27 protein-coding genes and 1 tRNA gene are annotated in these 26,234 nt (G+C 72.0%); 17 read left to right on the top strand and 11 right to left on the bottom strand.

Annotated features, from left to right (window positions below):
• Positions 1-68 precede the first annotated feature (68 nt).
• The 5 genes from NCI01_RS10665 to NCI01_RS10645 all read left to right on the top strand — a co-directional run bounded on the left by NCI01_RS10665 (position 69) and on the right by NCI01_RS10645 (position 3,532).
• Positions 69-2,108 carry an ATP-dependent DNA helicase UvrD2 gene (locus NCI01_RS10665; RefSeq protein WP_254181459.1) on the top strand — a complete coding sequence of 680 codons (2,040 nt, stop codon included), beginning with the start codon at positions 69-71 and terminating at the stop codon, positions 2,106-2,108.
• 178 nt (positions 2,109-2,286) lie between these two features.
• Positions 2,287-2,472 (top strand): hypothetical protein, encoded by a 186-nt coding sequence (locus tag NCI01_RS10660; RefSeq protein ID WP_254181458.1) that lies wholly within the window; start codon positions 2,287-2,289, stop codon positions 2,470-2,472.
• A 118-nt stretch (positions 2,473-2,590) separates the two neighbouring features.
• Positions 2,591-2,971 carry a WhiB family transcriptional regulator gene (locus NCI01_RS10655; protein WP_372495142.1) on the top strand — a complete coding sequence of 127 codons (381 nt, stop codon included), beginning with the start codon at positions 2,591-2,593 and terminating at the stop codon, positions 2,969-2,971.
• Positions 2,972-3,019: 48 nt separating this feature from the next.
• Entirely contained in the window at positions 3,020-3,214 is a 195-nt protein-coding gene (locus tag NCI01_RS10650; RefSeq protein ID WP_254181457.1) for a putative WhiB-interacting protein, read from the top strand.
• Positions 3,215-3,364: 150 nt separating this feature from the next.
• Positions 3,365-3,532 (top strand): hypothetical protein, encoded by a 168-nt coding sequence (locus NCI01_RS10645; protein WP_254181456.1) that lies wholly within the window; start codon positions 3,365-3,367, stop codon positions 3,530-3,532.
• A 12-nt stretch (positions 3,533-3,544) separates the two neighbouring features.
• On the opposite strand, the gene NCI01_RS10640 is transcribed toward NCI01_RS10645, so the two are convergent.
• Positions 3,545-4,072, bottom strand: a complete 528-nt coding sequence (locus NCI01_RS10640) for a hypothetical protein (RefSeq protein ID WP_254181455.1) — start codon at positions 4,070-4,072, stop codon at positions 3,545-3,547.
• Positions 4,073-4,207: 135 nt separating this feature from the next.
• The gene (locus tag NCI01_RS10635) at positions 4,208-4,366 is read right to left on the bottom strand and encodes a DUF5679 domain-containing protein (RefSeq protein WP_090969683.1); all 159 of its coding nucleotides are present in this window, start codon (positions 4,364-4,366) and stop codon (positions 4,208-4,210) included.
• Between the two features lie 191 nt (positions 4,367-4,557).
• Here NCI01_RS10635 and NCI01_RS10630 point away from each other — a divergent pair, with 191 nt between their 5' ends.
• From NCI01_RS10630 to NCI01_RS10620, 3 genes are all read left to right on the top strand, one after another.
• Complete coding sequence (locus NCI01_RS10630) at positions 4,558-5,364, top strand: enoyl-CoA hydratase/isomerase family protein (RefSeq protein WP_254181454.1); 807 nt, start codon at positions 4,558-4,560, stop codon at positions 5,362-5,364.
• 270 nt (positions 5,365-5,634) lie between these two features.
• The gene (locus NCI01_RS10625) at positions 5,635-6,729 is read left to right on the top strand and encodes a PHP domain-containing protein (RefSeq protein WP_308213211.1); all 1,095 of its coding nucleotides are present in this window, start codon (positions 5,635-5,637) and stop codon (positions 6,727-6,729) included.
• A 60-nt stretch (positions 6,730-6,789) separates the two neighbouring features.
• The gene (locus tag NCI01_RS10620) at positions 6,790-7,329 is read left to right on the top strand and encodes a M48 metallopeptidase family protein (protein WP_254181453.1); all 540 of its coding nucleotides are present in this window, start codon (positions 6,790-6,792) and stop codon (positions 7,327-7,329) included.
• Here the strand turns inward: NCI01_RS10620 and NCI01_RS10615 are convergent.
• Together NCI01_RS10615 and NCI01_RS10610 are read right to left on the bottom strand one after the other, a co-directional pair.
• The gene (locus tag NCI01_RS10615) at positions 7,278-7,877 is read right to left on the bottom strand and encodes an NUDIX hydrolase (RefSeq protein WP_254181452.1); all 600 of its coding nucleotides are present in this window, start codon (positions 7,875-7,877) and stop codon (positions 7,278-7,280) included. The two genes, NCI01_RS10620 and NCI01_RS10615, sit on opposite strands and share 52 nt — an antisense overlap.
• On the bottom strand, positions 7,874-9,211 hold the full coding sequence (locus NCI01_RS10610) for a zinc-dependent metalloprotease (protein ID WP_254181451.1): 1,338 nt from the start codon (positions 9,209-9,211) through the stop codon (positions 7,874-7,876). Before NCI01_RS10610 ends, NCI01_RS10615 begins: the two co-directional genes overlap by 4 nt.
• 52 nt (positions 9,212-9,263) lie before the next feature.
• Here NCI01_RS10610 and NCI01_RS10605 point away from each other — a divergent pair, with 52 nt between their 5' ends.
• The 6 genes from NCI01_RS10605 to NCI01_RS10580 all read left to right on the top strand — a co-directional run bounded on the left by NCI01_RS10605 (position 9,264) and on the right by NCI01_RS10580 (position 14,992).
• Positions 9,264-9,701 carry a molybdenum cofactor biosynthesis protein MoaE gene (locus NCI01_RS10605; RefSeq protein ID WP_254181450.1) on the top strand — a complete coding sequence of 146 codons (438 nt, stop codon included), beginning with the start codon at positions 9,264-9,266 and terminating at the stop codon, positions 9,699-9,701.
• A gap of 42 nt (positions 9,702-9,743) precedes the next feature.
• Positions 9,744-10,004, top strand: a complete 261-nt coding sequence (locus NCI01_RS10600) for a hypothetical protein (protein ID WP_254181449.1) — start codon at positions 9,744-9,746, stop codon at positions 10,002-10,004.
• A 49-nt stretch (positions 10,005-10,053) separates the two neighbouring features.
• Entirely contained in the window at positions 10,054-11,106 is a 1,053-nt protein-coding gene (locus NCI01_RS10595) for a YlbL family protein (RefSeq protein WP_254181448.1), read from the top strand.
• Complete coding sequence (locus tag NCI01_RS10590; protein WP_254181447.1) at positions 11,103-11,750, top strand: PPA1309 family protein; 648 nt, start codon at positions 11,103-11,105, stop codon at positions 11,748-11,750. The genes NCI01_RS10595 and NCI01_RS10590 overlap by 4 nt, the downstream gene beginning before the upstream one ends.
• A gap of 97 nt (positions 11,751-11,847) precedes the next feature.
• Positions 11,848-14,754 carry a UPF0182 family membrane protein gene (locus tag NCI01_RS10585; protein ID WP_254181446.1) on the top strand — a complete coding sequence of 969 codons (2,907 nt, stop codon included), beginning with the start codon at positions 11,848-11,850 and terminating at the stop codon, positions 14,752-14,754.
• Positions 14,755-14,918: 164 nt separating this feature from the next.
• Positions 14,919-14,992, top strand: a tRNA-Met gene (locus NCI01_RS10580).
• 410 nt (positions 14,993-15,402) lie between these two features.
• On the opposite strand, the gene NCI01_RS10575 is transcribed toward NCI01_RS10580, so the two are convergent.
• Both NCI01_RS10575 and NCI01_RS10570 read right to left on the bottom strand, forming a co-directional pair.
• Positions 15,403-16,833, bottom strand: coding sequence for a signal peptidase I (locus tag NCI01_RS10575; protein WP_254181445.1), 1,431 nt, complete (start codon positions 16,831-16,833; stop codon positions 15,403-15,405).
• A gap of 139 nt (positions 16,834-16,972) precedes the next feature.
• A complete protein-coding gene (locus NCI01_RS10570; protein ID WP_254181444.1) occupies positions 16,973-17,584 on the bottom strand; it encodes a hypothetical protein in 612 nt (203 codons plus the stop codon).
• 293 nt (positions 17,585-17,877) lie between these two features.
• On the opposite strand from NCI01_RS10570, the gene NCI01_RS10565 reads away from it, so the two are divergent.
• Positions 17,878-18,978 carry a hypothetical protein gene (locus NCI01_RS10565; RefSeq protein WP_254181443.1) on the top strand — a complete coding sequence of 367 codons (1,101 nt, stop codon included), beginning with the start codon at positions 17,878-17,880 and terminating at the stop codon, positions 18,976-18,978.
• 152 nt (positions 18,979-19,130) lie between these two features.
• Here the strand turns inward: NCI01_RS10565 and NCI01_RS10560 are convergent, their stop codons facing one another.
• Together NCI01_RS10560 and NCI01_RS10555 are read right to left on the bottom strand one after the other, a co-directional pair.
• Complete coding sequence (locus tag NCI01_RS10560; protein ID WP_254181442.1) at positions 19,131-19,382, bottom strand: lipopolysaccharide assembly protein LapA domain-containing protein; 252 nt, start codon at positions 19,380-19,382, stop codon at positions 19,131-19,133.
• Positions 19,383-19,704: 322 nt separating this feature from the next.
• Positions 19,705-20,685 (bottom strand): SDR family NAD(P)-dependent oxidoreductase, encoded by a 981-nt coding sequence (locus NCI01_RS10555; RefSeq protein WP_254181441.1) that lies wholly within the window; start codon positions 20,683-20,685, stop codon positions 19,705-19,707.
• A gap of 161 nt (positions 20,686-20,846) precedes the next feature.
• On the opposite strand from NCI01_RS10555, the gene NCI01_RS10550 reads away from it, so the two are divergent.
• The gene (locus tag NCI01_RS10550; RefSeq protein ID WP_254181440.1) at positions 20,847-22,424 is read left to right on the top strand and encodes a M28 family metallopeptidase; all 1,578 of its coding nucleotides are present in this window, start codon (positions 20,847-20,849) and stop codon (positions 22,422-22,424) included.
• A gap of 23 nt (positions 22,425-22,447) precedes the next feature.
• On the opposite strand, the gene NCI01_RS10545 is transcribed toward NCI01_RS10550, so the two are convergent.
• Positions 22,448-23,341, bottom strand: a complete 894-nt coding sequence (locus tag NCI01_RS10545; protein ID WP_254181439.1) for an EamA family transporter — start codon at positions 23,339-23,341, stop codon at positions 22,448-22,450.
• Positions 23,342-23,424: 83 nt separating this feature from the next.
• Between NCI01_RS10545 and NCI01_RS10540 the strand changes: the two genes are divergently transcribed.
• Entirely contained in the window at positions 23,425-24,288 is an 864-nt protein-coding gene (locus NCI01_RS10540) for a LysR family transcriptional regulator (RefSeq protein ID WP_254181438.1), read from the top strand.
• Between the two features lie 13 nt (positions 24,289-24,301).
• Here NCI01_RS10540 and NCI01_RS10535 read toward each other — a convergent pair whose 3' ends face one another.
• The gene (locus NCI01_RS10535) at positions 24,302-25,384 is read right to left on the bottom strand and encodes a spore photoproduct lyase family protein (protein WP_254181437.1); all 1,083 of its coding nucleotides are present in this window, start codon (positions 25,382-25,384) and stop codon (positions 24,302-24,304) included.
• Positions 25,381-26,232: an alpha/beta fold hydrolase gene (locus tag NCI01_RS10530; protein WP_254181436.1), complete on the bottom strand. Its 852-nt coding sequence runs from the start codon at positions 26,230-26,232 to the stop codon at positions 25,381-25,383. Before NCI01_RS10530 ends, NCI01_RS10535 begins: the two co-directional genes overlap by 4 nt.
• Positions 26,233-26,234 lie beyond the last annotated feature (2 nt).

The raw sequence follows: 26,234 nt of genomic DNA, 5'->3' as shown, positions 1-26,234 counted from the left end.
GGGTTCAACGACGAGGGTGCTTCGACACCCTCACCGATCCCAACCCCGACGTCGCAGGAGTTGTTCCGTTGCTCGAAGCGCTCGACCCCGAGCAGCGACAGGTCGCTGAGGCGCTCCGCGGGCCGGTGCGCGTCCTCGCCGGCGCCGGCACCGGCAAGACGCGCGCGGTGACGCACCGGATCGCGCACGGGGTGGCCCAGGGGGTCTACGCGCCGACCGAGGTGCTGGCCCTGTCGTTCACGACCCGCGCGGCCGGCGAGATGCGCGAGCGCCTGCGCGCCCTGGGGGCGCCCGGCGTCCAGGCGCGGACCTTCCACTCCGCCGCGCTGCGCCAGCTGCGGTTCTTCTGGCCGCGCGTGCACCAGCGCGAGCTCCCCGAGCTCGTCGAGTCCAAGCTCGGCATGATCGCCCTCGCGGCGCGACGACAACGCCTCGGCGTCGACCAGGCCACGCTGCGCGACCTCGCCAGCGAGATCGAGTGGGCCAAGGTGTCCAACGTCGGCCCCGACACCTACACCGCCATCGCCCGGTCCCGCGGCCGGACCGTGTCCGGCCTCGACCCCGAGGTGGTGGCCCGCGCGTTCGACGCCTACGAGGAGGTCAAGCGCGGCCAGGGCCGGATGGACATGGAGGACGTGCTCCTGCTCGGCGCGGGCCTCCTCGCCGACAACGAGGCGGTGGCCGCCCAGGTCCGCCGCCAGTACAAGTGGTTCGTCGTCGACGAGTTCCAGGACGTCTCGCCGCTCCAGCACGCGCTGCTCGACCTGTGGCTCGGTGGCCGTGACGAGCTGTGCGTCGTCGGCGACCCCGCCCAGACGATCTACTCCTTCGCCGGCGCAGACGCGCGCTACCTCCGCGAGTTCACCCAGCGCTTCCCCTCGGCCACGAGCGTCGAGCTGGTCCGCAACTACCGCTCGACCCCGGAGGTCGTCGCGGCGGCCAACCGGCTGCTCGACGGCACCCCCAGCAAGGGCGTCGACCTGGTCGCCCAGCGCCCGTCCGGTGCCCGCATCACCTGGCGCGAGGCCACCGACGAGGTCGCCGAGGCCGAGGCGGTCGCCGACCGGGTGGCCGCGCTGCGGGCCTCCGGCACGCCTGCCAGCCGGATGGCCGTGCTGCTGCGCATCAACGCGCAGTCCGAGCGCTTCGAGGAGGCCCTGGCGGCCCGCGGCCTGCCCTACGTCGTGCGCGGCGCCGCGCGGTTCTTCGACCGCGCCGAGGTGCGGCAGGCGATCACCCTCGTGCGCGGTGCCGCACGCTCGGGCGAGGCGGCCGGGTCCGTGCCGGAGGCCGTCGTGGCCGTGCTGTCGCAGATGGGTCACTCGACCGAGCCGCCCGAGGGCAGGGGCGAGGTCCGCAACCGGTGGGAGTCCCTGCAGGCGCTGGTCGACCTCGCCGCCGACTTCGGCCGCGAGCGTCCCGAGGCGGGGGTCGGCGACTTCGTCGACGACCTCGACCGCCGGGCCAGCGAGCAGCACGCCCCGGTGGCCGACGCCGTCACCCTCGCGACCATCCACTCGGCCAAGGGGCTGGAGTGGGACGCCGTCTTCGTCGCCGGCATGCACGACAAGATGATGCCGATCTCCCAGGCGCAGACACCCGCCGAGATCGAGGAGGAGCGCCGTCTCCTCTACGTCGCGATGACCCGCGCCCGTGACGAGCTCAGGGTGTCGTGGGCCACGGCGCGCGAGCCGGGCGGCCGGTCGACGCGGGGGAGCTCGCCGTTCCTCGCGCCCCTGCTCGACGGCGTGCCCGGCGTGTCCGGGCAGCGCCGTGAGCGCACCCGGCGCAACCGGGCCGCCATGCACTGCCGGGAGTGCGGCAAGGCGCTGTCGACGTCGGTGGAGAAGAAGACCGGTCGCTGCGCCGACTGCCCGGCGTCCTACGACGAGGCGCTCTTCGAGCGACTGCGCGAGTGGCGCCTGGCGCGGTCCGCCGAGGACAGCGTGCCGGCGTTCGTGGTCTTCACCGACGCGACCCTGCAGCTCATCGCCGAGCACGTCCCCACCGACGAGAAGGGGCTGCGCGCGATCAGCGGCGTCGGCCCGAGCAAGATCGCCAAGTACGGCGACGAGGTGCTCGCGCTCGTGGCCGAGGCGAGCGCCTGAGGGGATCGGCGCGCGCCGGGCGGGTGCTGCGAGGCGTCCGGAAAACAAATTCTCGGTAATACCCATTAAATGGTTTGCCCCTGACGATGTGAGGGGTCTAACGTTCCCTTCACAACAACCCCGCGCATGGGATCGCTGACAACGATCCGCGCCCGACGCCCCGAAGGAGGTGGCCCCCATGGAGAACTACACGATGACGATGACGGCTTGGACGCCGTCCTTCGGCATGTCCACCCTCGGCCGCCCCTGCGCGCACTCCCGCGCCCTCGGTGCTGGTGTGGTGGCTGTCCAGGGCGACGCCGCCGCCATCGTTCGCGTCAAGGGCGATTTCCCGGGTCCTCCCGCCTGGAGTCCGTCGACATAGGTCACGCACCTACATCGGCAGCCTCCAGGCCGCGGAACCCGAAACCCGGGATCCGCGGCCTTTCTGTTTGTCCCAGTGAGTCAACCCGCGATCAGGTCAACGAGAAGGAGGTGAACACATGACCATCAGCGTTCTCGACCGCAACCGAGCTGCCGACATGACCCAGGTGGAGCCCCAGGCTCCGCTCGGGGCCCTGCACGACGCAGCTGCCGGAGTGGATGAGGAGTTGCTGCCCTGCCGCGTCAACGACGCAGAGCTGTGGTTTGCCGAGTCCCCCGCGGACGTGGAGCACGCCAAGGCGCTCTGCATCGACTGCCCGGTGCGGGCGATGTGCCTCGACGGAGCCCTCGAGCGGCGTGAGCCGTGGGGCGTCTGGGGAGGCGAGCTCTTCCTCCAGGGCGTGGTGATCCCGCGCAAGCGGCCGCGAGGCCGGCCCCGCAAGTCCGACCAGGTCGCCGCTCAGGCCGGCCAGAACCAGAAGGACGGGGCAGCCGCGTAAGGCGTCACCGCTCAGTCACCTCCGAGGAAACACAAGGAACAACCACCGATGAAGACCTACCGAAATGGACGCAACGACATGAATCTCATGAACGAAGAACTCGCACGCGCGCAAATGGCCGCGCGCCTGGGAGAGGCGCACGAACTGCGGCGCGGCCACCAGCTGGCCCGGGCCCGTCGTATGAGCCGCAAGGCCGAGCAGGCCGCGCAGCAGGCGCGTCTCGCCCTCGCTCGCGCGATCTGACAAGCGCCGAGGCCCACCGGGCCTCGGGACGGATCTCGCCCTGATCGCGGGTGAGCACACCCAGTGAGCCGGTACGTCGTCACGGTGACGACGTACCGGCTCACTGCCATTTCGCCCGGGCGTTCGCCGGCGCGGGGGTAGCCTCGAGGCGTGAGCGAGCTCGTGACGTGCGACTTCTGCGGCACCCAGGCTCCCGAGGCCGAGACCCTCACCTGGACGACCGCGGTCGAGAACGGCCGCCGCCGTGCCTTCTGCGACACCTGCTCCCGCACCCACCTGCGCGCGATGGAGAGCAAGCTCGACAGCGAGTGGTGGTGAGCTCCGGCCGGGTCAGCCGGCGTCGACCGCGGTCTCGAACCAGGAGCACCCGCAGTAGGGGTGGCGCTGCCAGCGCCGCGCGGCGGGCACCGGCTCGTGGTCGACGCGCCACGACGTGAGCCACGTGTGGGGCAGCTCGCCCCGAGACCACGAGACCAGGTCGCGGGCCACCACGCCGGCGCCGAGCGCGAGCAGCGGCCGGGGCGCTGCGGCCACCGGGGCGGGACCGCCCTCGTCGAGCACGGCCGCGGCCACGCACCTCGCGCACGGCCCGACGCCCGGCGCGACCCACGGGCCGACCTCGACGGCATAGGGCTGGACGCTCACCAGCAGGTGCGGCAACGAGTCGACGCACCAGGCGTCGACCGTCGCCGAGACCTGTCGTCCGGCAGCCACGGCGATGCCGACCGCGGCGGTGGGGTCGACGACGACGCCGGCGGCCGCGAGGGCCGCGACGACGGCGTCGGACCAGGGGTCAGGGCAGTCGAGCTGCGCGCGGACGACGGCGGCGTAGGGGGAGGGAGCGGGACGAGCGGGCACCCCACGACGGTGCCACGCCGACGAGCGATGCAGGCGGTCGTCCACAGACCACCCGAGATGCATGCAGCCCGACATGCAGCGGCGGCGCCACCCGAGGGGTGGCGCCGCCGCAGTGAGCTCACTGGGTGCTGAGGCTCAGGCCTTGCCGAGGATGCGGTTCAGGTTGGTGCCGCAGACCGGGCAGACGCCCTTGGCCATCTTGGTGCCCTTGTCGTTGACCTTGATCTCGCCCTCCGCCTCGCGCTTCTCCTTGCACTTGACGCAGTAGAACTCACCGCTCCAGGTCTCCGCCATGACGGCCTCCTTGCTCGTTTTCCTTGGTCGTCGCGACGGGGAGTCTCTCGGGGAAGCCCGCCGGGGAGAGCCGGCGGTCGCCAGCACTCCGTCGACGACCCTACGCCACGCTCGGCCCACGCTCACGCACCACACGCGCTGAGCGTGAAACCGGGTCATTCCACGCTCAGCCGGATCAGTACCCTCGGCCCATGCCAGACACCTCTGCCGACCGCCCCCACCTCCGCCTCGAGCGCCCCTCCGAGGGGGTCGTGCTGCTGACCCTCGACAACCCCGGCATGCGCAACGCGATGAGTGACGAGATGACCTCGTCGTGGGTCGCGGCCATCGACGAGGTGGCCGCCGACCCGTCCGTGCGCGCGGTCGTCGTGACGGGGGAGGGGAGCGCCTTCTGCTCCGGCGGCAACACCTCGTGGATCGCCAGCGAGCCCGACGCCACCGTCGACCACCTGCGCTCGCGGATGATGCCGTTCTACCGCGCCTGGCTGTCGATCCGACGCCTCGAGGTGCCGACGATCGCCGCGGTCAACGGCGCGGCCATCGGGGCCGGCCTGTGCCTGGCGCTCGCGTGCGACATCCGATACGCCGCGGACGGCGCCAGGCTCGGCCTGCCGTTCAACAAGCTCGGCATGCACGCCGGGATGGCCGGCACCTGGCTGCTGCCCAACGTGGTCGGCCCCGCCCACGCGCGCGACCTGCTCCTCACCGGTCGCGTCGTCGACGCCGAGGAAGCGCTCCGGCTGGGGCTCGTGTCCCGCGTGATCGACTCCGAGGTGTTCCTCGACGAGGTGCTCGAGACGGCGTCCGGGATCGCGGCGACCGCCCCCATCGCGGCGCGCCTGACCAAGGTGGCGCTCGCCGACGGCGGCCACGCCGACTTCGAGTCCGCGCTCCAGTGGGAGGCGCTCGCCCAGCCGATGACGCTCGCGACCGCCGACCTGCAGGAGGGCATCGCGGCCGCGAAGGAGAAGCGGGCGCCGCAGTTCCGCGGCCGCTGACCGCGCGGGCTCGGACACGAAGGGGCGGACGAAGAAGGGGCCCCGCAGCCTCCGACACCTGCCTTCCCCAGCCGGTGTCGAGGAGCCGTGGGGCCCTTCTGGGCGCAACGCTAGGGCCGGCCACCTCCCCGGTCAACGAACACGTGTCCACCCCTGTGGACAGTGTTGTGGAGATGGTGTGCACCGCGGCCCGATGGGCGTGGAGGGCGGTGCCGGGGGTGGGGAGGACCCTGTGCGCGACACGCCCGGCGCGCGCGCCGTACTGTGCGGGTGACCAGCGGTTTCGCCGGCGACGGGGCTGTGGAGGAGAAGAAGTTGGCTGAGGAGTCGACGGCGGGGGCCGCCCGCGGTCCGGTGGCGACGCTGCGGCGCATCGCGTTCCTGATGGAGCGCCAGCGCGAGGAGACCCGCCGGATCGAGGCCTTCCGCAAGGCGGCGCGCACGATCCTGCCGCTGCCCGAGGAGGAGGTACGCCGACGCGCCGCCGACGGCACGCTCACCGAGCTCCCTGGCATCGGCCCCAGCACCGCCGCGGTCATCACCGACGCGTGCAACGGCGTGGTGCCCGAGCGCCTGGTCAGGCTGGAGGGCACCGCCGGTCCGCTGGCGCAGGGCGGGGAGGAGCTGCGGGCCCGGCTCCGCGGCGACCTGCACTCGCACTCCGACTGGTCCGACGGTGGCTCGCCGCTGGAGGAGATGGCGATGACGGCCATGGAGCTGGGGCACGACTACCTCGTGCTCACCGACCACAGCCCGCGGCTGCGGGTGGCCAACGGGCTGAGCGCCGAGCGGCTCGCGCGCCAGCTCGGTGTCGTCGACGCCGTCAACGAGCACCTCGGCGACTCGTTCACCCTGCTGAAGGGCATCGAGGTCGACATCCTCGACGACGGCTCGCTCGACCAGACCCCGGAGATGCTCGGCCGGCTCGACGTCCGCGTCGCCTCGGTGCACTCCAAGCTGAAGATGGACGCCGCCCTGATGACCAGGCGGATGGTCGCCGCGGTCCGCAACCCGCACACCAACGTCCTCGGCCACTGCACGGGTCGCCTCGTCACCGGCAACCGGGGCGTGCGGCCGCAGAGCCAGTTCGACGCGAAGGCGGTCTTCACCGCGTGCGCGGAGGAGGGGGTGGCGGTCGAGATCAACTCCCGGCCCGAGCGGCGCGACCCGCCCACCAGGCTTCTCGAGCTCGCGCGCGACCTCGGCTGCCTGTTCTCCATCGACTCCGACGCCCATGCCCCCGGCCAGCTCGACATGCTCGACTACGGCGCCGCCCGCGCCACCGAGGCCGGGATCGAGCCCGACCGGATCGTCACGACGTGGGAGCGTGACCGGCTGCTCGAGTGGGCCTCGGCCCGGCTCTGAACACGGCCGGGACCAGCGCGTCCACCCCGTGGTGTGGGTGGCGGGCGTTAGGTTCGGCACATGAGCACCCCGGCCATCCCGCCCGACGTGGAGGTGCGCCGCTCGCGCCGCCGTCGTCGGACGGTCTCGGCCTACCGTGACGGCGACCGCATCGTCGTGCTGATCCCGGCCACCATGAGCAAGCGCGACGAGGCGACCTGGGTCGCCGACATGGTCGCCCGCATCGAGCGGCAGGAGAAGCGTCGCCAGCGCTCCGACGACGACCTCGTGGTCCGTGCCGCCAAGCTCAACGACCTCTACTTCGGCGGCCTGGCGGTCCCGGCGTCGGTGCGCTGGGTGACCAACCAGAACGCCCGCTGGGGCTCGTGCACCCCGGGTGATCGCACCATCCGGCTGAGCGACCGGCTGCAGAAGGTGCCCGGCTGGGTCGTCGACTACGTCCTGGTCCACGAGCTGGCCCACCTGCTCGAGCCGGGCCACACGCCGGCGTTCTGGGCGTGGGTCGACCGCTACCCGCGAGCCGAGAAGGCCAAGGGCTACCTCGAGGGCTACTCCGCGGGCGCCCGGCTGGAGCCGCCGCCGGGCGGCGAGGACGACTGACGCGACCGCACCCGCGTGACGGCGGCCGCGATGAGGACGTACATGTCGTCGAAGGTCGCCGGCAGCGCGTCGACGGGCCACCAGCGCACGTCGAGCGACTCCTCGCTCGCCGCGTGCTCGGCGTCGGGCTCGGCCGTGGCGAGGAACCGTACGTCGAGGTGGTGCACCGTGCCCCGGTCGGAGCAGAACTCGACGGCGTGCGCGTCGAGCGACAGCGGCTCCTCGTCGAAGTCGAACGACGTCAGCCCCGACTCCTCCACCAGCTCGCGCCGCGCGCCGTCGGCCAGCGACGCGTCGCCCGCCTCCAGGTGGCCGCCGAAGGCCAGCCAGGCGTCCGCCTTGCGGTGGTGGTTGAGCAGCACGGCCCCGCCGTCGGGCGACACGACGATCGCACCGGCGGTGAGGTGGTCGGGGAAGCACGCCTTGGCCAGGCCGTCGGCGTGCTCGGCGAGGTGCGCCAGGTAGCGCTCGCGCAGCGCCTCCTGGCCGGGCGTGGGCGCGCTCCAGCGCTCGAGCGTCGCGACGGCGCTCGCGTGCAGCGAGCTCACTCGGCCGGGCGGTGGCCGCCGTCGGAGCCGCCGTCGAGCAGGTCGCGCAGGCCGGCGTCGAAGTCCTCGTCGGAGAGCTCGCCGGGCGCGACGGAGTCCTCCCGGAAGCCGAGCGGGTCGTCGAGGTCGCTCGCGGTCGGCAGCAGCTGGGGCGACATCCACACGCCGTCGCGGGCCTCGGTGCCCTGACGGGTGCGCAGCGACCCCCACAGGGTCGAGGCGTCGCGCAGCCGGCGCGGCCGCAGCTCCAGGCCGACGAGGGTGGCGAAGGTCTGCTCGGCCGGGCCGCCCGCGGCGCGCCGACGGCGTACGGTCTCCTGCAGCTTGGCGGCGGCCGGCATCCGGTCGGCCGTGGCCTGGCTGACGACCTCGTCGACCCAGCCCTCCACGAGTGCGAGCGTCACCTCGAGCTTCTCCAGCGCCGCCTTCTGGGCCGCCGACGGCTCGGGGTCGAAGAGGCCGCCCGCGAGGGCGTCCTGCATCGCCTGGGGGTTGGTCATGTCGACCTCGCGCAGCTTGGTCTCCATGCCGGAGGTGTCGAAGTCCATGCCCGCGCCGTAGTCCGACACCGCCCCGATGAGGTGGTCGCGCAGCCACGGCACACCCGCGAAGAGCCGCTGGTGGGCGGCCTCGCGCAGCGCGAGGTAGAGCAGGACGTCGTCGGCGGAGACGTCGGGCAGCTCCTCGGCGAAGGCCGCGACGTTGGTCGGGAGCAGGGCCGCCTTGCCGATCGGGCCCAAGGGGAGCCCGATGTCGGAGGCGCTGAGCACGTCACCGGCGAGCGCGCCGAGGCCGCTGCCGACCTGGGAGGCGACCATGGCGCCGCTCGCCTTGCCGAGCATGGCCATGAGCGGGCCGGCGAGCTGCCTCATCTCCTCGGGCATCGCCTGGCCCAGGGCCTGGGTGGCGGAGCCGGCGATGGGCTCGACCAGCACCTTCCAGACCGGGATCGTCTCCACGATCCACTCGGCCCGTGACCAGGCCGCCGTGGTGGTCACGCCGGAGGGGAACTCCGTGGTCGTGTCGAGCCAGTGGTCGGCCAGGCGTACGGCGTCGGCCACGGCGCCCGACTGGGCCGGGGTGATGCTCGGGTCGGGCTCCTGGGCGGCCGCGCGACGGGCCAGGTCGGTGACCGTGTCCCAGTTGACCGGGCCGTCGTGGGGCGCGAACAGGGACTGCATCTGGGCCATCAGCGCGTTGAGGTCGGGCATGCCGCCTCCCGGGCCGAACCCGCCCATCTGGGAGAAGATCTGCTCGAAGGGCGTGCCCTTGAACGGGTTGTCGTCGTCGGGACCCTGGCCGGACGATCCGGGGCCTCCGGGGGTGTCACTCATGGCGTCCACGGTACTCACTGCGCCCAGCGGCGGCACGCCTAGACTCGGCCACGTGAGCGACCCCTCCTCCGATCCCGTGCGCCTCGTCGACATCCGCGACACCCCGCTCGACGTGGCCGAGGTGCTGGCCGCGCTCGATGACGCCGGCGCCGGCGGGCTCACCCTCTTCGTGGGGCAGGTCCGCGACCACGACGCCGGCAAGGGCGTCACGGCCCTCGACTACTCCGCGCACCCGACCGCGCTCGACCGGCTGCACGACGTCTGCCGTCGGGTGGCGGCGGACCACGACGTCAGGGGAGTGGCGGCCGTGCACCGGGTGGGCCAGCTGCAGATCGGCGACCTCGCGGTCGTCGTCGCCACCACCGCCGCGCACCGCGGCGACGCCTTCGCCGCCTCACGGGCCCTGATCGACACGCTCAAGGCCGAGGTGCCGATCTGGAAGCACCAGGTCTTCGACGACGCCACCGAGGAGTGGGTCGGCACGCCGTAGGGCCTCCCCGTCCCGGGCCCCATCGGCACCTACGCTCCTCGCGTGGAGATCCTGCTCTGGCTCGTGCCCTCGGCCGTCGTCGCCGTCGTGGCGATGACGTGGGTGTCCTGGGCGGGTCGCGACGGACGCGGCGAGGTCGACCGCGACGTCGCCGTCGAGCGCCTCGGCCGGGCGATCGCCAAGGAGCTGCCGGCCGGCACGCGCCGGACGTCGGCTCCGGCGCGTGACCGCAGCACCGGCATCGCCGTCCGGCCCAGCCACGGAGCCGCCCCGGGCGACGGCTCCGCCCGCCGCGCCTCCTGACCAACGGCTCGTTGCCGCGCAGTTGCCGCCGTTTGAGAGAGTTGCGCCCATGAGTCAGCGGACCAGGGCGGGATTGCTCGCACTGTGCCTCCTGGCCGCGCTGTGGGCGACGGCCTTCTTCGTGCCGCTGCCCTACGTGACCTACTACCCCGGTCCGACGGTCGACATCCTCGCCGAGGACGACGGGGACGAGATCGTCCGGGTGAACGGCCACGAGGCCTTCTACGACGACGGCGAGCTGCGGATGACGACCGTCTACGTCAGCACCCCCCAGGAGCACGTGGGCCTCCCCGAGCTGCTGCGCGCCTACTTCGACCCCGACGCCGCGGTCTGGCCGCGCTCGTCGATCTACGCCCCCGACGAGACCGACGAGTCGAGCGACCGCCAGTCCGAGGCCGCGATGGTCTCCTCCCAGGACACCGCCATCGCCGCCGCGCTCACCCAGCTCGGCGAGGAGGTGGAGCCGCTCGTGGAGGTGCTCGACGTGACGCCCGGACTGCCCGCCGACGGCAGGCTCGAGGTGCGCGACGTGCTCCTCCGGGTCGACGGCACGCCCGTCACCGACGCCCAGGACGTCGTCGACGCGGTCGATGCCGCGTCGCCGGGCGAGCCGATCGCCTTCGTCGTACGACGTGGGAAGAAGGAGGTGGCCGTCGACGTGACCCCCGAGGAGGTCGACGGCGACCTGCGCATCGGCATCACCCCCGGCGTCGGCTTCGACTTCCCCTACCAGGTCAGCGTCGACATCGCCGACAACATCGGTGGTCCGAGCGCGGGCCTGATGATGTCGCTGGCCATCTACGACACGCTCACCCCGGGCTCCCTGACCGGAGGAGCCGACATCGCCGGCACGGGCACGATCACCCCGGACGGCAAGGTCGGCCCCATCGGGGGGATCCAGCAGAAGATCGCCGCGGCCCGCGACGCCGGCGCGGACCTCTTCCTCGTCCCCGCCGACAACTGCGACGGCATCGGGGGAGTGGACCCGGGCGACATGCGCCTGGCGAAGGCCACCACGTTGGACGGAGCGGTCGCGACGCTCGACGACTGGGTCGCCGACCCCGACACCGACCTCCCCAGCTGCGAGGAGACCGCCTCATGACGGACCCCACCGACCCGATGTCGGACCTGACCCCCGACGCCGTCCCCGATCCGGGTGCGCCCGACGCGCTCCCCGAGGACCCCGCACTGGCCGCCGCCGTCCTCGAGATCGAGGCGCACGTCGCCCAGGACGGGTGGGACCAGCCCGCCCGGCTCTACGCCCTCGTCGACACCGCCACGCTCGTGGCGCAGGAGCCCACGCTCGCGGCCGCGATGGCGATCGACGGCCCCGGCGACGACGGGTCGTTCACGCCCATCGAGCAGGACGGCCTGCCGCCCGGGCAGGTGCTCGAGGACGCCCTGACGACGATCGCGTGGCCCGAGAGCGTGACGGGGTGCGCCGCCGTCATCGAGCGGCTCGTGCTGCCGCCCGACGTCGACGACGAGATCCCCGACGACCCCACGGCGGCCGAGCTCTTCGCCCGCGAGCACCCCGACCGCCAGGAGGTACGGATGGTCGCCGGCGTGACGCGCGCCGGCGCCTCCTACTGCGCCCTGCGGTTGCGCGCCCACGACGACGAGCAGTCGGTGGTCAACGGCACCGAGCTGGTCCCCGGGCTCCTCGAGCTCCTCCACGCCACGCTGCACGACCCGTTGCACGACCTCGCGCACGACACCCACCCCCACCCCGACGAGAACCCCTGAGGCCATGAGCAATCCCTTCGACCGACCCAACGGACCCACCGGACCCGACGGCCCCCAGCGGCCGGGCGGACCCGGCGGCACAGGCGGCGCGCGTCCCGTGACCGCGTCCCGCCGGCCGGGCGCGCTGGTCATCACCGCGATCGTCCTGGTCCTGGCCTTCATGCTGCTGAGCGCCTTCGCGTCGTTCTGGACCGAGCGGCTGTGGTTCGGCTCCGTCGGCTACCAGGACGTCTTCACGACCCTCCTGCTCACCCGCATCGGGCTGTTCTTCGTCTTCGCCGGGCTGATGGCCGCCGCCGTCGCCGTGACGATGGCGATGGCCTACCGCTTCCGGCCGGTGCTCTGGCCCGGGATGCCGGGGATGCCCGACGACGGCATGGACCGCTACCGCGAGCTGCTGGCGCCGCGAATGGGCTGGGTCATCGGCGGCGCCGCCGCCGTGATGGGTCTCTTCGCCGGGGCCTCGGCGTCGGGGCAGTGGCGCAGCTACTCCCTGTGGCGCCACAGCCAGGACTTCGGCACGACCGACCCCTACTTCGACAAGGACGTGGGCTTCTACGTCTTCGACCTGCCGTTCTGGCACTACATCGTCGACTTCGTGATGGCCGTGGCCGTCGTCGGCCTGATCGCCTCGCTGCTGATGAACTACCTGTTCGGCGGGATCCGGCTCTCCGGCCGCCCCGGTGAGCGGCTCACCAGCGCCGCGCAGATCCAGGTGTCCGCGCTGCTGGCGCTCTTCGTGCTGGCCAAGGCGGTGGACTACTGGCTCGACCGCTTCGACCTGGTGACCAACTCCGGATCGATCTTCACCGGCATGGGCTACACCGACGACAAGGCCGTGCTGCCCGCCAAGGAGATCCTCGCCGGCATCGCGATCGTCTGCGCGCTGCTCTTCCTCGCCAACATCTGGCGGCGCACCTGGCTGCTGCCGTCGGTCGGCGTCGCCCTCTTCGCCCTCTCGGCGATCATCCTCGGCCTGATCGTGCCGACCCTCGTCCAGGCGATCCGGGTCAACCCCAACGTGCCGGACCGCGAGGATCCCTACATCAAGGCCAACATCGACGCGACGCGCGCGGCCTACCAGCTCGACCAGATCGACGTACGCAACGTGGGCGGCACCGCCGTGTCCGACGACGGCGAGCTCGAGGCGCTGGACGGCCTCACCGACGGCATCCCGCTGGTGGACCCGCAGATCGTCAGCGAGATCTTCGAGCAGCAGCAGCAGGTCCGCGCCTACTACTCGGTGCCCAACGTGCTCGACGTCGACCGCTACGAGATCGACGGCACCGACCGGGCAGTGGTGCTCGGCGTGCGCGAGCTCGACCAGAGCGGACTCGCGGAGAACGACCAGAACTGGTCCAACCTCCACACCGCCTACACCCACGGCAACGGCGTGATCGCGGCCTTCGCCAACCAGCGACCGGAGGACGACTCCACGCAGCAGTCCGGCATCCAGTGGGCGGAGGGCGCGGAGGCCGATGAGGACACCCTGTCCCGGGTCGCCGGCGAGGACGGCTACGAGACGCGGGTCTACTTCGGCGAGCAGAGCCCGACCTACAGCATCGTCGGCCAGCGCCCCGGTGGTGCTCCGGTGGAGTTCGACCTGCCCCGCGGCGACCGGAGCGAGGAGGACGTCGCGACGACGTACGACGGCGAGGCCGGCGTCCCGATCGGCAACATCTTCAGCCAGCTCCTCTACGCCGTGCGCTTCAGCGAGCCCAACCTGCTGCTGTCGAGCCGCGTGCACGAGAACTCGAAGATCCTGTACGACCGCAACCCCCGGCAGATGGTCGAGAAGGTCGCCCCGTGGCTGACCGTCGACTCCGACCCCTACCCGGCCGTGGTGGACGGTCGGATCCAGTGGATCCTCGACGGCTACACCGTCACCGACAAGTACCCGCTGTCGCAGAAGGAGTCGCTGGAGGAGATGACCGACGACTCCCTCCAGGAGAACACCGGCTTCCAGACCCTCCCGACCGACGAGATCAACTACCTCCGCAACTCGGTCAAGGCCACGGTCGACGCCTACGACGGCACGGTGTCGCTCTACGAGTGGGACAAGGAGGACCCGATCCTCAAGGCGTGGATGGAGGTCTTCCCCGACTCCGTGCAGCCCAAGGAGGACATCCCGGACTCGCTCGAGGAGCACCTGCGCTACCCCGAGGACCTCTTCAAGGCCCAGCGCTTCCAGTTCCAGCGCTACCACGAGACCTCGGCCTCGGCGTGGTTCGAGGGCTCGAGCCGCTGGGAGGTGCCCAGCGACCCGCAGCGCACCACCCGCCTGCAGCCGCCCTACCGCCTCTTCACCGACACCGGTGAGGGCGAGACGTGGTCGCTGACCTCGGTCTACGTGCCGCGCGACAAGGAGAACAACCTCGCGGCCTACATGGCGGTCAACAGCGACGCGACGAGCGACAGCTACGGCAAGGTCTCGGTCCTGCAGCTGCCCAACGAGCCCACGGGCGGACCGCTGCAGATCGCCAACACGTTCGCGACCAACGAGGACGTCAGCCAGGCGCTGCTGCCCTACACGACCGGCGATGCCAACCGGGTGCCGGGCAACCTGCTGACCGTGCCGATCGGCAACCAGTTCATGTACGTCCAGCCGGTCTACACGCGCCGCGACGGGGAGTCGAACTTCCCGATCCTGCGCTTCGTGCTGGTCTCCTACGAGAACAGGGTCGGCATCGGCACCACGCTGGTGGGCGCGATCGAGGACGCGCTGACGTCCGACGCCTCCACCGACGGGTCGTCGGAGGAGCCGACCGACCAGCCCTCCGAGGAGCCCACGCAGGAGCCGACCGAGGAGCCGACCCAGTCGCCCGGCTCGCAGCCCACCCAGGAGCCCGGCGGCGAGACCGACGTCGCCGAGCTGCTGCGTCAGGCCGACGCCAAGTTCGCCGAGGCCGACCAGGCCCAGCAGGACGGTGACACCGTGCGCTGGGCCCGCCTGATGGAGGAGGGACGCCAGCTCATCGAGCAGGCCGTGCGCCAGCTCGGCTGACCCGCTGCGCGAGGCCCCTCACGACTGCGCCGAGAACTGCGGCCGTACGACGACCCGGAACCGTCCGGGAGCGTCGTACGGCCGCAGTTTTTCGTGGTCCACGCCCCCTCGGGCACCCCGATTTGGGCTCCACCGGTCACCCCCTGTAATGTTGTGTTCACCGACGCGGGGTGGAGCAGCTCGGTAGCTCGCTGGGCTCATAACCCAGAGGTCGCAGGTTCAAATCCTGCCCCCGCTACAAAGTTTCAGGCTCGGAGATCATTGATCTCCGAGCCTGAAAACATTTCGGTCTGGATCCGACTGCCACCAACCGGCCAGAAGTCGTACGGGGAGCCGCCACCATCACTCCGGCAGGCGTCGACACGGGTGACGACCATCCGGGACTGGCCCCGTACGCGTATCGGCACCATCGGCGAGGTCGCTGTCTGCAAGCCACCTCCAGCAGTCCGCACGCCGCTGAACGCAAGCTCCAGGAGCTGCTCGCTGAGCGGACGAGGACCGCCGGCCAGGGTGAGCTCAGCCCAGCCAGCTCGTTCCGGCACCCGGTCAGCGCAACACGATGCAGCTGGTGCTACCAGCCTTCGAGCACTACGCCTTGCGGGGGTCTCACCGCTTCACCGCGACCCGAGCGCGGGACCCTGCCAGGGGTCAGCGGGCGGCGTAGTGTGCGGCGACACGGGCGGCGGTGAGCTGCGTGTTGTAGATCGAGACGTTGTCGATGTTGCCGTTGAAGGCCGGTCCGGCGCCGGCCCCGACGCGCCAGTAGCCGGTGTACGTCGATGACTTGGACGTCTGGCCGGCGACGACCGCGGTCCCGTCGACGTAGATGACGGTGTCGCCGAAGGAGCTCGGGTTGCCGACCGCGACGACGAGCTGGTGCCAAGCGCCGTCGTTGTAGGCGCGTGGAGTGGTGACGACACGCAGCGGGTTCGTGACCCAGTCGCCGTAGGTGATCTGGCCCGAGGGGGTCATCCGCACGATGCGGTCGGCGGTGGGCGACGTCGCCGCCGTCGTGGAGCCGAAACCGGTGACGTAGCCGCCGGTGGTGGCCGTGGTGCGGAACCACAGCTCGATGGTGTGGTGGGTCGGCGAGGCGACCGCGTTCGCGGAGGTGAAGGCCAGCGATCCGGCCGTGCGCATCGAGGTGCCGGGGTTACGAGCCGTGAGGGCGCCGGTCTGGCCGAGGGTCGCGCCGGTGCGGTAGGTGCCCAGCACGCGGTTGCCCGAGCGGTCCTGGGCGGTGGTCGTGCCGGCAGCCTCGTCGAGCAGCCAGAGAGCGGCAGGGGCGTCGGCGAGCACGGCGGAGACGTAGGGCTGGGCCCAGCTGCCGACAGTCCACGACCAACCGGCGTTCTTGGTCTGGGCGGTGAACGCGGCGTTGGCGGTGCCGAGCCCGGTGCCGGCCAGGGCGAGCACGACGCCGAGGACGGCTGGGGCGACGCCTCGGTGCGAGGCGGTAACCGGGTCGGACCGCGGCTCACCTACCGCATCGTCCGGGGTCGTGGACGGCCGGCGGCGCGCTCGGTCGCGGACCAGGCGCAGCACCTTCCACGTCGGAGGTTCCCCGTCGAGGTTGCGCGACGCGGTGGCGAACGCTGCGATGGTCAGCAGCAACCACAGTGCGAGCTTGACCCACTCCTCGCCCTGCAGCCACGCGATCGGCAGACCCACGAACGGAGCGAGCAGGACGCCGCGGGCGTGGATGTCGCCGCTGGTGACCGGGGTGGCGTCGGTGACGTCGTTGTTGTCGCCGGCACTGGCGTACGAGCCGTCGTCGAGCCTCTCCACGATGCGGTGGGTGAGCAGGTGCTGCTTGCTCGTGGACGGGTCGTCGAAGACATAGACCCGGCCGACGGCCACCTTCTCGCCGACCGCGAACGGCCGGGCGACCACGACGTCGCCGACGTCGATCGCCGGCTCCATCGAACCGGACTTGATGACGAACGAGCCCCAGCCGAGCAGCAGCGGCGCGATGGCGACCGTCGCGAGCGTCAGCAGAGACGTCCGGTAGACGCGCGAGCAGAGCACGGCCAGGAACCGTGCCCAGGCCGCGGTCGCGGCAGCGCTCTGGGAGGACATGGGTCTCCGATGAGGGGTGGTGCGAGTCGGCGGGTGATGCGGACCGAGCGTGGTGATCCCGGAGGCCGGAGACCGGCCGGAGCGACGTTGGCGTAGTGCCCCGGCCGGTCGTGGTGCTGCTCGTGCGCTGGGGCAGCGATCAGCCGTTGGTTCGCATCTCCCACTGCATGTCGATGCCGGTGGTGGCACCCTGGAGCTGGTCGATCTCGGACTGCGTCATGCCGGTCGTGTCGAACCGGTACGACAGGCGGTAGGTCCTCTCGCGCACGCCCGGGTCCACGGACCAGCCGCCGAAGCCGGCCTCGAAGCTGTTGACCTGGGCAATGCCGGACAACGGGACGTCGGTGACGTGGGCGGGGCCTGCGGCCACGAAACCGTCGCAGTTGGCGAACGAGCCGCCGGCGCCGGACTCGATGGTGACCTTGATGCGGTCCTCCAGCTTCTGCGGGCTGGCGACCGGGTTGACGGCGTAGCCCTTGACGGTGCTGGGCACGGTCGCGTTGGCGGTGACCTTGATGCACTTGGCGTCGGTGGCGCCGGGGAGCATGTCCTTGACCTGGAAGCGGGCGGTGCCGTTGTCGTCGTCGGTCAGGTTCACCGAGCCGGTCGACCACTGGTTGCCCGAGTTGCGGGTCTGACCGGTGAAGGCGGCGTACGAGGACGTGTAGATGAGCGCTCCGGTCGCGACAAGGGCGACGGGGGTGGCGATCGCGGCGAGGACCTTCGTGGTCTTCGCGGTGGGCTTCTGCATGCTCGTGCCTTCCTGGCGGCTCCCCCACGGAAGCCTTGATGGTGGTGGTTGTTCTCGCGCGTGGCGCACGAGTGCTCAGCGAGCAGGTGCCGTCGTGGTGGCGACTCCCGGTCGGACGGCTGAGCACCGGACGCCGCGTGCGCACGCACCGTGGCGGCGGCGCCGCTGCCCGAGTGTTCTGTGCCACCGAGAAGCGATCCAGCAGGCACTGAGCCCGAGACGGCGCTGGATCGTTGAGGCGAGCGTAGATGGACTAGACCACGGCCCGCAGGGTTTTCGCGCAAGAGCACTTCGTGGTGGTCGATACCGATGCTCTGGCTCACGAGGGCGTCGAGCTCGTCCTTGGACAGACCACCACGATCGGTGTGCGCTCGCGCGAGCTCACCGCCGCTGCGCTCGCCCTGGTGCCGACGGAGCAGCCCGACCGACCCGAGGTGTCCGACGTCCTCGAGGTCGCCCACGCCTCCCTGATGCACGTCGACCTGCCCCACGAGCGACTCGCGGTCGCCAGCCGGGTGCTCACCAGCGCGCGTGCCGGCGGAGACCGCGAGCTCGAGGCGCGAGCCCTGCTGATGCGCGGGTCGGACCGCCTCGCCCTCGGCCGCTTCGCGGACGGCTGGAGCGACTACGCCGCCGCCCGCGAGCTGGCGCTCACCCAGGGCCAGCCCATCGTCGACGTCATCGTGCGGTACGCCGAGGTGCTTCGCCCCCTGGCGGAGGGTCGGCCCGATGACGCCGAGCAGCTGCTCGCCCAGGTCGTCGCGCTGCATCGGCGTACGACGATCGTGTCGGCCGACGTGCTGGAGCCTCTCTTCCAGCTCAACGTCGACCTCGTCTACGGCGGCCCCACTCGCTGGGCACGCGCCGAGCGGCTGGTCGACCTGATGCCGGCCGGCCCGTTGGACGAGCTCCGTGCGCTGGTGCTCCAGCGCACCGGCCGGGCTGCCGACGTCCCCGGCCTGCTGGGGGACTGGGCGGACCAGCGTCCGTTGGACGACGACTTCCTGTGGCTCTACACCACCGCCTACCGCGCGGAGGTCTGGGCGGGTCTCGGTGACCTGGAGGCAGCGGCCGCGCTGCGCGACCGGCTGCTGCCCTACCGTGGGCTGCCGGTGTGGGTCGGCACGGGCGTCGGCCTGGCCGGCTTCACCGACCACTACCTGGGGCTGCTCGCCCGGACGCTCGGGGAGCTCGATGAGGCGGTCGCCCAGCTGGAGGCGGCCCGAGACCAGGCCGCAGGCGAGGGCATGGCGGCGTTCGAGGTGCTGACCACCCACGAGATCGCCCGGACCCTTGCCCGACGCGGTCGCCCGGGTGACGCGGCCGAGGCGACGCGGCTCGCCGCGGAGGCAGCGACTCGGGCGAGCCGCATCGGCCTGGTGCTGCCCCGCTGAGCACGGCTGCCCCAGGTCGGGCGAGCGGTCGGCACCGCCCGAGCGACTGCGGGCGATGACGGACCGCGCCCCGGAGATCGTGCCCTGCCTCTCGCACGTGCGTGTCCAGCAGCGACCGACGCCGCCGGGTCCGACGACGTCCCGGTCATCGGTCAGTCGCTGCCGCCCGGTTTCGTCCCGGTGGTGCTGCGCCTGGTCCGGCGGGCATTCATCCGCAGCTGCGCGACCCGGGCCATCCCGGCGATGGCGACCACCACACCGCCACCGACGGCAGCGATCAGCATGGCCATCCCGAGCGACATGGTGCCGGTCAGGCCGAGGAACTGGACGTCGACCTTCGTCGAGTTCTGCAGCATGAAGACGATGAGCAGGACCAGGAGCACGAGTGCGGCCGCGGTGGCCACCCAGACCGCACTCGCCCGAGTGAGCCGCGGTGCACCAGGCGCAGGTCGGGAGTCGTCCCCTGAGGGCGGCGTCCCGGTCGGATCCGTCGTCATGATCCCCACCCCTCGCATCTCGCAGCCCACAGCACGCAGCAGGACGATCTCAGTGTGGGCACCAGGCAGCCGTCGCGACAGGGGCTTTCGACCTCTGGGACCCAGGCGCGGTGAGCAGGTCGATCCGGCCGTCGCAGGCGACGCTCACGAGGCCGGACGCCTCCAGCTCACGACGGAACCACGGCCCACCGGTCCGGTCGATCAACTGCCTCACGTGCGCCCCTTCCGATCAGGAGAGCAGGACGCCGCCGTCGACGACGATCTGGGCGCCGGTGATGTAGGACGCCAGATCGCTGGCCAGGAACAGGGCGGCTCGCGCGATGTCGTCGGGGGCGCCCATCCGGCGCATGGGGATCTTCGCGAGGAATGCCTCGAGCATCGCCTGCGGATCGACGCTCCCCGCAGCGCCGCTCGTCTGTCTGGCCGCGACCCCCGGGGTGGCGACCGCGCCCGGGGCGATGGCGTTGACCCAGATGCCGTGGGGTGCCAGCTCGATGGCGAGGTTCTTCGTGAACCCCCAGACCCCGTGCTTGGAGGCGTCGTAGTGGGCCAGGCCGACTGCGGACGGGTGCAGGGCGTCGACCGAGGTGACGTTGATGATGCGGCCGCCGGAACCCTGGCCGCGCATGCGCAGCGCCGCTTCGCGCGAGCAGAGGAACACCCCGCGAAGGTTGGTGCGGATCACCCGGTCGAAGTCGTCGGGCACCATGTCGAGCACCGGCTTCGAAGGGAAGATCCCGGCGTTGTTGGCGAGGACGTCGACCCGGCCCCGCCAGCCGATGGCGTCGGCGACCAGCCTGTTCGCGTCATCGGGGTCGCCGACATCGGCGTAGAGGGCGAGCACCGAGCGGTGCCGTTCGGCAAGCTCTCCGGCGGTCGCCTCGGCGGCCTCGAGGTCGGCATCGGCGATGACCACCGACGCGCCCGCCTCAGCGAGACGTTCGACGATGCCGCGGCCGATGCCCATCGCGCCGCCGGTGACGATCGCGGTGCGACCGTGCAGGTCCAGCAGCTCGGCCAGGGTCGGCGGTTCGAGGGTCACGGTGGTTCCCTTCCGGACGTGGCGTGTCCAGGCGTCGCGTTCACCCCCGTGTCTACGCGCGCCCGGACCCGGGAGACAGGGTCCTTGTTCCCTGTGGTCGAGGACCAACGCGCCAGCCCCGTCCTCGACATGCGGCAGGTGTCCGGGCGACCAGACGAACGAGATCATCGGGTATCGAGCCCGGGCGGGCGACCGCTGTGGTTCGTGGACCGCGCTGGCGTCCAGGGGGCGACTGACCGCGCCCATACCCCAACGGGGGGATACGCGTCGCACCGACGGGCGCCCTAGTGTCGAGAACCCCCCGACACCACTCGCGCGAAGGAGACCCCATGCCGAGACGGATCCATCTGGCAGTGACGGCGGCCGCGACCGCGGCCCTGCTCGGCGCCATGACCAGCCCGCCGGCGTACGCCGACCCCAACAACAACACCGTCCGCAAGCTCACGAAGGCGGTCACGGCGGACGGCGTCGTCGAGCACCTCGAGGCCCTCCAGGACATCGCCGACGCCAACGGCGGCGACCGGGCGGCCGGGCGACCCGGCTACAAGGCATCCGTCGACTACGTCGTGGAGCAGCTCGAGGCCGCCGGCTACGACCCGACCGTGCAGGAGTTCCCGTTCACCTACGCCGAGGAGTTCTCCGAGCTCGAGCGCATCTCGCCGAACCCCCGCGTGTTCGAGCAGGGCAGCGAGTTCCTGCGCAACACCTTCGACTCCGGGACGCCGGAGGGCACCGCCACCGGGACGCTGTTCGTCATCCCCGCCGCCGACACCACCGACGGCTGCGAGGCCGGCGACTACGCCGGGATGGCGGCCGGCCAGGTCGCGCTGATCCAGCGCGGCGGATGTGGCTTCGCCATCAAGGCGCTGGCCGCCCAGGCGGCGGGTGCGTCCGGCGCGATCATCTACAACAACACCGCCGGCATGATCAACATGATCGGTGATGCCACGGGGTTGAGGATCCCGGTCGTCTTCGCCAGCCAGGTCGTCGGTGAGGACCTCGCGACCACCCCCGGCGCCACGGTCCGGGTGGAGGTCGACTTCACCGCCGAGCAGCGCACGGCCTACAACGTGCTGGCCGAGACCGCGAGCGGCGACGACGACAACACCGTCATGGCCGGTGCCCACCTCGACAGCGTCCAGGGCGGCGCGGGCATCCAGGACAACGGCTCCGGCAGCGCGGCGCTCCTCGAGACCGCCATCCAGATGGCGAAGGTCAAGCCCACCAACACCGTGCGGTTCGCCTGGTGGGGTGCGGAGGAGGAGGGCCTCCTCGGCTCGGAGCACTACGTCGAGCAGCTGAGCGAGGAGGAGGCGGAGGACATCGCGCTCTACCTCAACTTCGACATGATCGCCTCGCCCAACTACATGTTCGGCATCTACGACGGTGACAACTCCGGCGGGACTGCGGCCCCCGGCTTCATCCCCGACGGCAGCGCCCAGATCGAGGACGTCTTCGAGAAGTTCTACGCCGACCGCGGCGAGCCCTCGCAGGACAGCGAGTTCTCGGGTCGCTCCGACTACGGACCGTTCATCGCGGTGGGCATCCCGGCCGGTGGCCTCTTCACAGGGGCCGAGGTGCGGAAGACCGCTGGCGAGGCGGCGCTCTACGGCGGCGTGGCCGGAGCGTCGTACGACCCGTGCTACCACGAGTCGTGCGACAACCTCACCGGAGCAGGTCAGGACGTCGCGCTCTACGAGCAGCTGCGCGAGGACTACACCCTCATCGGCAACGTCAACGTGCACGCGCTCGACGTCAACTCGGACGCCATCGCCACGGCGATCATGACGTTCGCCTACGACACGTCGACCGTCAACGGCGCCCCCGGGCACCCGGGACGCGGTCTGGTGAAGTCGGGTGCGGCCGACCGCACGCTGGCGGCGATCAGGGACCAGCGCGCCCGCTGAGCGAGCGATGCTCGGTGGACCGGTCAGGCCGAGACCAGGCCTGACCGGTCCACCGAGGCGGACGCGTCCACCCGCCCGCCCGTCCGCTCGGCACCGACACCGGCCGCCACCACGAGCAGGATGCCGAGGACGGCGATGCCGTTGGGCACCTGGCTGAGCACGAGGAAGCCGATCATCAGGGCGAAGGCAGGCTCGAGCGCCATCAGGGTCCCGAAGGCGCCGGTGGTGAGCCGGCGCAGCGCGAGCAGCTCGAGCGCGAAGGGCACGACCGGCAGGAGGATCGCCAGCCCCAGCCCGTAGAGCAGGAGCTGCGGCGTGAGGTGCCCGACGACGCCCGGTCCGGCGACCGCCGTCGCGACCAGGGCGGCCACCGGCATCGAGACCGCGAGCCCGCCGAAGCCGCTGACGGCGTCGCCGACGCGCTGCGTCAGCAGGATGTACGCCGCCCAGCACACCGCGGCGCCGAGCGCACAGGCCACGCCGAGGGGATCGGCCGCCCCGGTCCAGGGCTGGGTGAGGAGCAGGACCCCGGCCGCGGCCACCGCGGCCCACGACCGACCCACGCCGCGGCTGCGCCACACGGCGATCGTCAGGGGACCGAGGAACTCCAGCGCGCTGGCCGTGCCGAGGGGGAGGCGCGCCACTGCGGCCATGAAGAGCAGGGTGACGCCCGCGGTGACCACGCCGAGAGCCACCCCCGACCACAGCGCCTCGCGTGAGTAGCGCGACAGCCGGGGACGGACCAGGACCAGCAGCAGGACCCCCGCCCAGAAGAGCCGGAGCCAGGCAGCCCCGGACGCCCCGATGTCGTCGATGAGACCGACGGACGCGGCCAGGCCGAGCTGCACGAAGAGCATCGACGCGACGGCCATCGACGCGCCCGCGCGGGCCCCGGAGCGGAAGGTGGTGGAGTGCATGGCAACCAGTAGACGCCGAACAACCATTCACGTCCACGTGACTCTGCTGGACGGTTTGTTCAGTGATCCGACACAATCGAGCGATGGACGTCCGTCGCCTGCGCATGCTGCTCGAGCTCTCCCGCCTGGGCTCGATGCACGAGGTGGCCGACGCGCTGGGGACGACCACGTCGAGCGTCTCGCAGGGGATCGCCGCGCTGGCGCGTGACGTCGGGAGCCCGCTGCTCGAGCCGCACGGACGGCGGGTCCGGCTGACGCCCGCCGGGCGCCGGCTGGCCGACCACGCCGTCACGATCCTGGCCGCGGTGGACGCCGCCCGGCTCGACCTCGACCCGACCGCGGAGCCGGCGGGCGTGGTGCGCGTCGCCGGGTTCGCCTCCGCGATCCGGCGGTCGCTGCTGCCCGCCATCGACGACCTCGGCTCGACCCACCCCCGCGTCGAGGTCCGCATCCACGAGTACGAACCCCTGGAGTCGCTGGACCTGCTGGCGCGCGACGACATGGACCTGGCGCTCGTCTACGACTACGACCTCGCGCCCGCCGAGTGGCGCGACGACCACGTGGTCACGCCGCTGTGGGACCTGGAGTGGGGAATCGGCGTCCCGACCCGGGACCGGCGGCTGGCGCTCGCCGACCTCGCCGACCGCGACTGGATCGTGAACTCGCGACACACCGCGGACGAGGACGCGCTCCGCACACTCTCCTCGCGTGCCGGCTTCGTGCCGCACGTGGTGCACCGCATCGACTCGCTCGAGCTCGTCGACGACCTCGTGGTGGCGGGTCGCGGGGTCGCCCTCCTCCCGCGCGGGCGTGCGTCGCGGCGGGGCGTGAGCGTCGTACGACTGCGGGACCCGGAGGTCCGCCTGCGGGCCTACGCGGTGACGAGGCGCGGCCGGGGTGGCTGGCCTCCGCTGCGGGCGGTGACGGACCGGCTGGTCACCGGCTGACGGTCGATGCCGGTCAGAAGGCGTAGCGGATCCGGCACCCGGGCAGCTTGTCCTCGACGAGGTCGGTCAGCTGACGGACCCAGCGTCCCTTCCAGCCCGTGCGGTAGCGGACGTTGACCTGCCCGCTCTGGCTGCGCTTGGCCTCCTGCAGGTCGGGACGCCACAGCAGCTCCTCGCCCTTCGGGTGCCAGCCCAGGTTGACCTCGTGCAGCTCCTCGTTGTGGGTCAGGAAGATGACCTCCGCCGCGAGCTGGGCGCGCGACCGGGCGCTGGTGCCGTCGGCGACCTGCTCGAGGAGCTCGGCCCACTCGGCGAGCCAGGTCTCGTGCACGATCACGGGGCTGAGGTTGAGGTGCACCTCGTAGCCCGCCTCGACGAAGTCGTCGATGGCAGCGATGCGGTCGCGGACCCGGGACGTGCGGACGTCGACGGCGCGCGACGGGCCCTCCGGCATCAGGCTGAACCGCACCCGGGTGCCACCGCGCGGGTCCCACGCGAGCAGGTCGCGGTTGACGAGCTTGGTCGCGAAGCTGGCCTTGGCGTGGGGGAGCCTGGCGTAGAGGTCGACGAGGTCGCGCACGTTGTCGGAGACGAGGGCGTCGGCCGAGCAGTCGCTGTTCTCGCCGATGTCGTAGACCCAGTCGACGGGGTCGCACTGGTTGGGCTCGGGCTTGACCCCCTGGCGCCCGGCATGGCGCTCGAGGTAGCCCAGGACGGCCTCGATGTTGGCGAAGACGGTGATCGGGTTGGCGTAGCCCTTGCGGCGCGGGACGTAGCAGTAGGCGCAGGCCATGGCGCACCCGTTGGCGGTGGAGGGGGCGATCCAGTCGGCCGAGCGTCCGTTGCGCCGGGCGGCCAGCGACTTCTTCTCGCCCAGCACGAGGACCTCCCGCTTGTTGCGCACCCAGTCCTCGACGGCCCCGGCGTTGCCGTGCAGGCCCGGGATCGCCTGGTGCGACAGCACCTCGATGCGCTCGGCGTCGGGGAAGCGCCCGAGCACCTCGCGGGCGCGCGGGAAGCGCTCGATGTCGCGCTCGTGGTAGATCCGGCGGACGTCGAGCAGGCGGTCGGTGAGCTCGGCCGGAACCCGCGTCATCCGGTGCCCTCGACCTGTCGGGCCCCCACGTCGAGGACGTGGGCGAGGACCTCCTCGGCGACGACCTCGGGGTGGGTCCGCGGCGCCCAGTGCCCGAACGGCAGCTTGCGGCGCTGGAGGTCGTCGCACCACTGGTCACTGGCCTCGAGGGCCGAGCCGCGGATCGCCGGGTCGCGGGTCAGGGCGAGCTGCAGCACCGGCACCCTCGTGCGACGCGCGCGCCGCGGGCGACGGAGGGCGACGTTGCCGCGGTAGTAGCGCAGCCCCGAGACCATGTCGCGCCCACCCAGCGCCTTCAGCACCGGCGGCGCCAGCGGCGAGACGAGGAACGGCACGTAGGAGGACGAGAGGCCCTGGCCTGCCAGGCGGACGACGCCGGCCGGCGTGGGTCGCAGGAGCGCGTGACGCGTCCAGGCGGCGACGTGGTCGAGGTTGGGCCCGCTGATCGAGGTGAAGGAGGCGATCCGGTCAGCGGCGCCGGGCTCGCACACCGCCTCCCACGCCTGCACCGACCCCCAGTCGTGGCCGACGACGTGGGCGCGCCGATCGGGGCTCGCGTCGTCGACCACGGCCATCAGGTCGGCGGCGAGGTGCGGGAGCGCGAAGGCCGCGTCGGGGGCGTCGGTGGGCGACAGGCCTTGGCCGCGCGTGTCGTAGAGCACGACCCGCAGCCGGTCGGCCAGCCGCTCGGCGACCGGCAGCCACATCCGGTGGGTGTCCGGGTAGCCGTGGACCAGGACGACCACCGGGGCATCGGCCGGGCCGGTCTCGTGGACGGCCAGGTCGACCCCGTCACCGCGGACGATGCGTCGACGCCAGGACAGGTGCGGGTCTGAGTGATGGTCCATGG

The sequence above is a fragment of the Nocardioides pinisoli genome (assembly GCF_024199985.1).
Classification (GTDB): domain Bacteria; phylum Actinomycetota; class Actinomycetes; order Propionibacteriales; family Nocardioidaceae; genus Nocardioides; species Nocardioides pinisoli.
The sequence above is the reverse complement of the archived record's forward strand: the minus strand, read 5'-3'. Positions and strand labels throughout refer to the sequence as shown.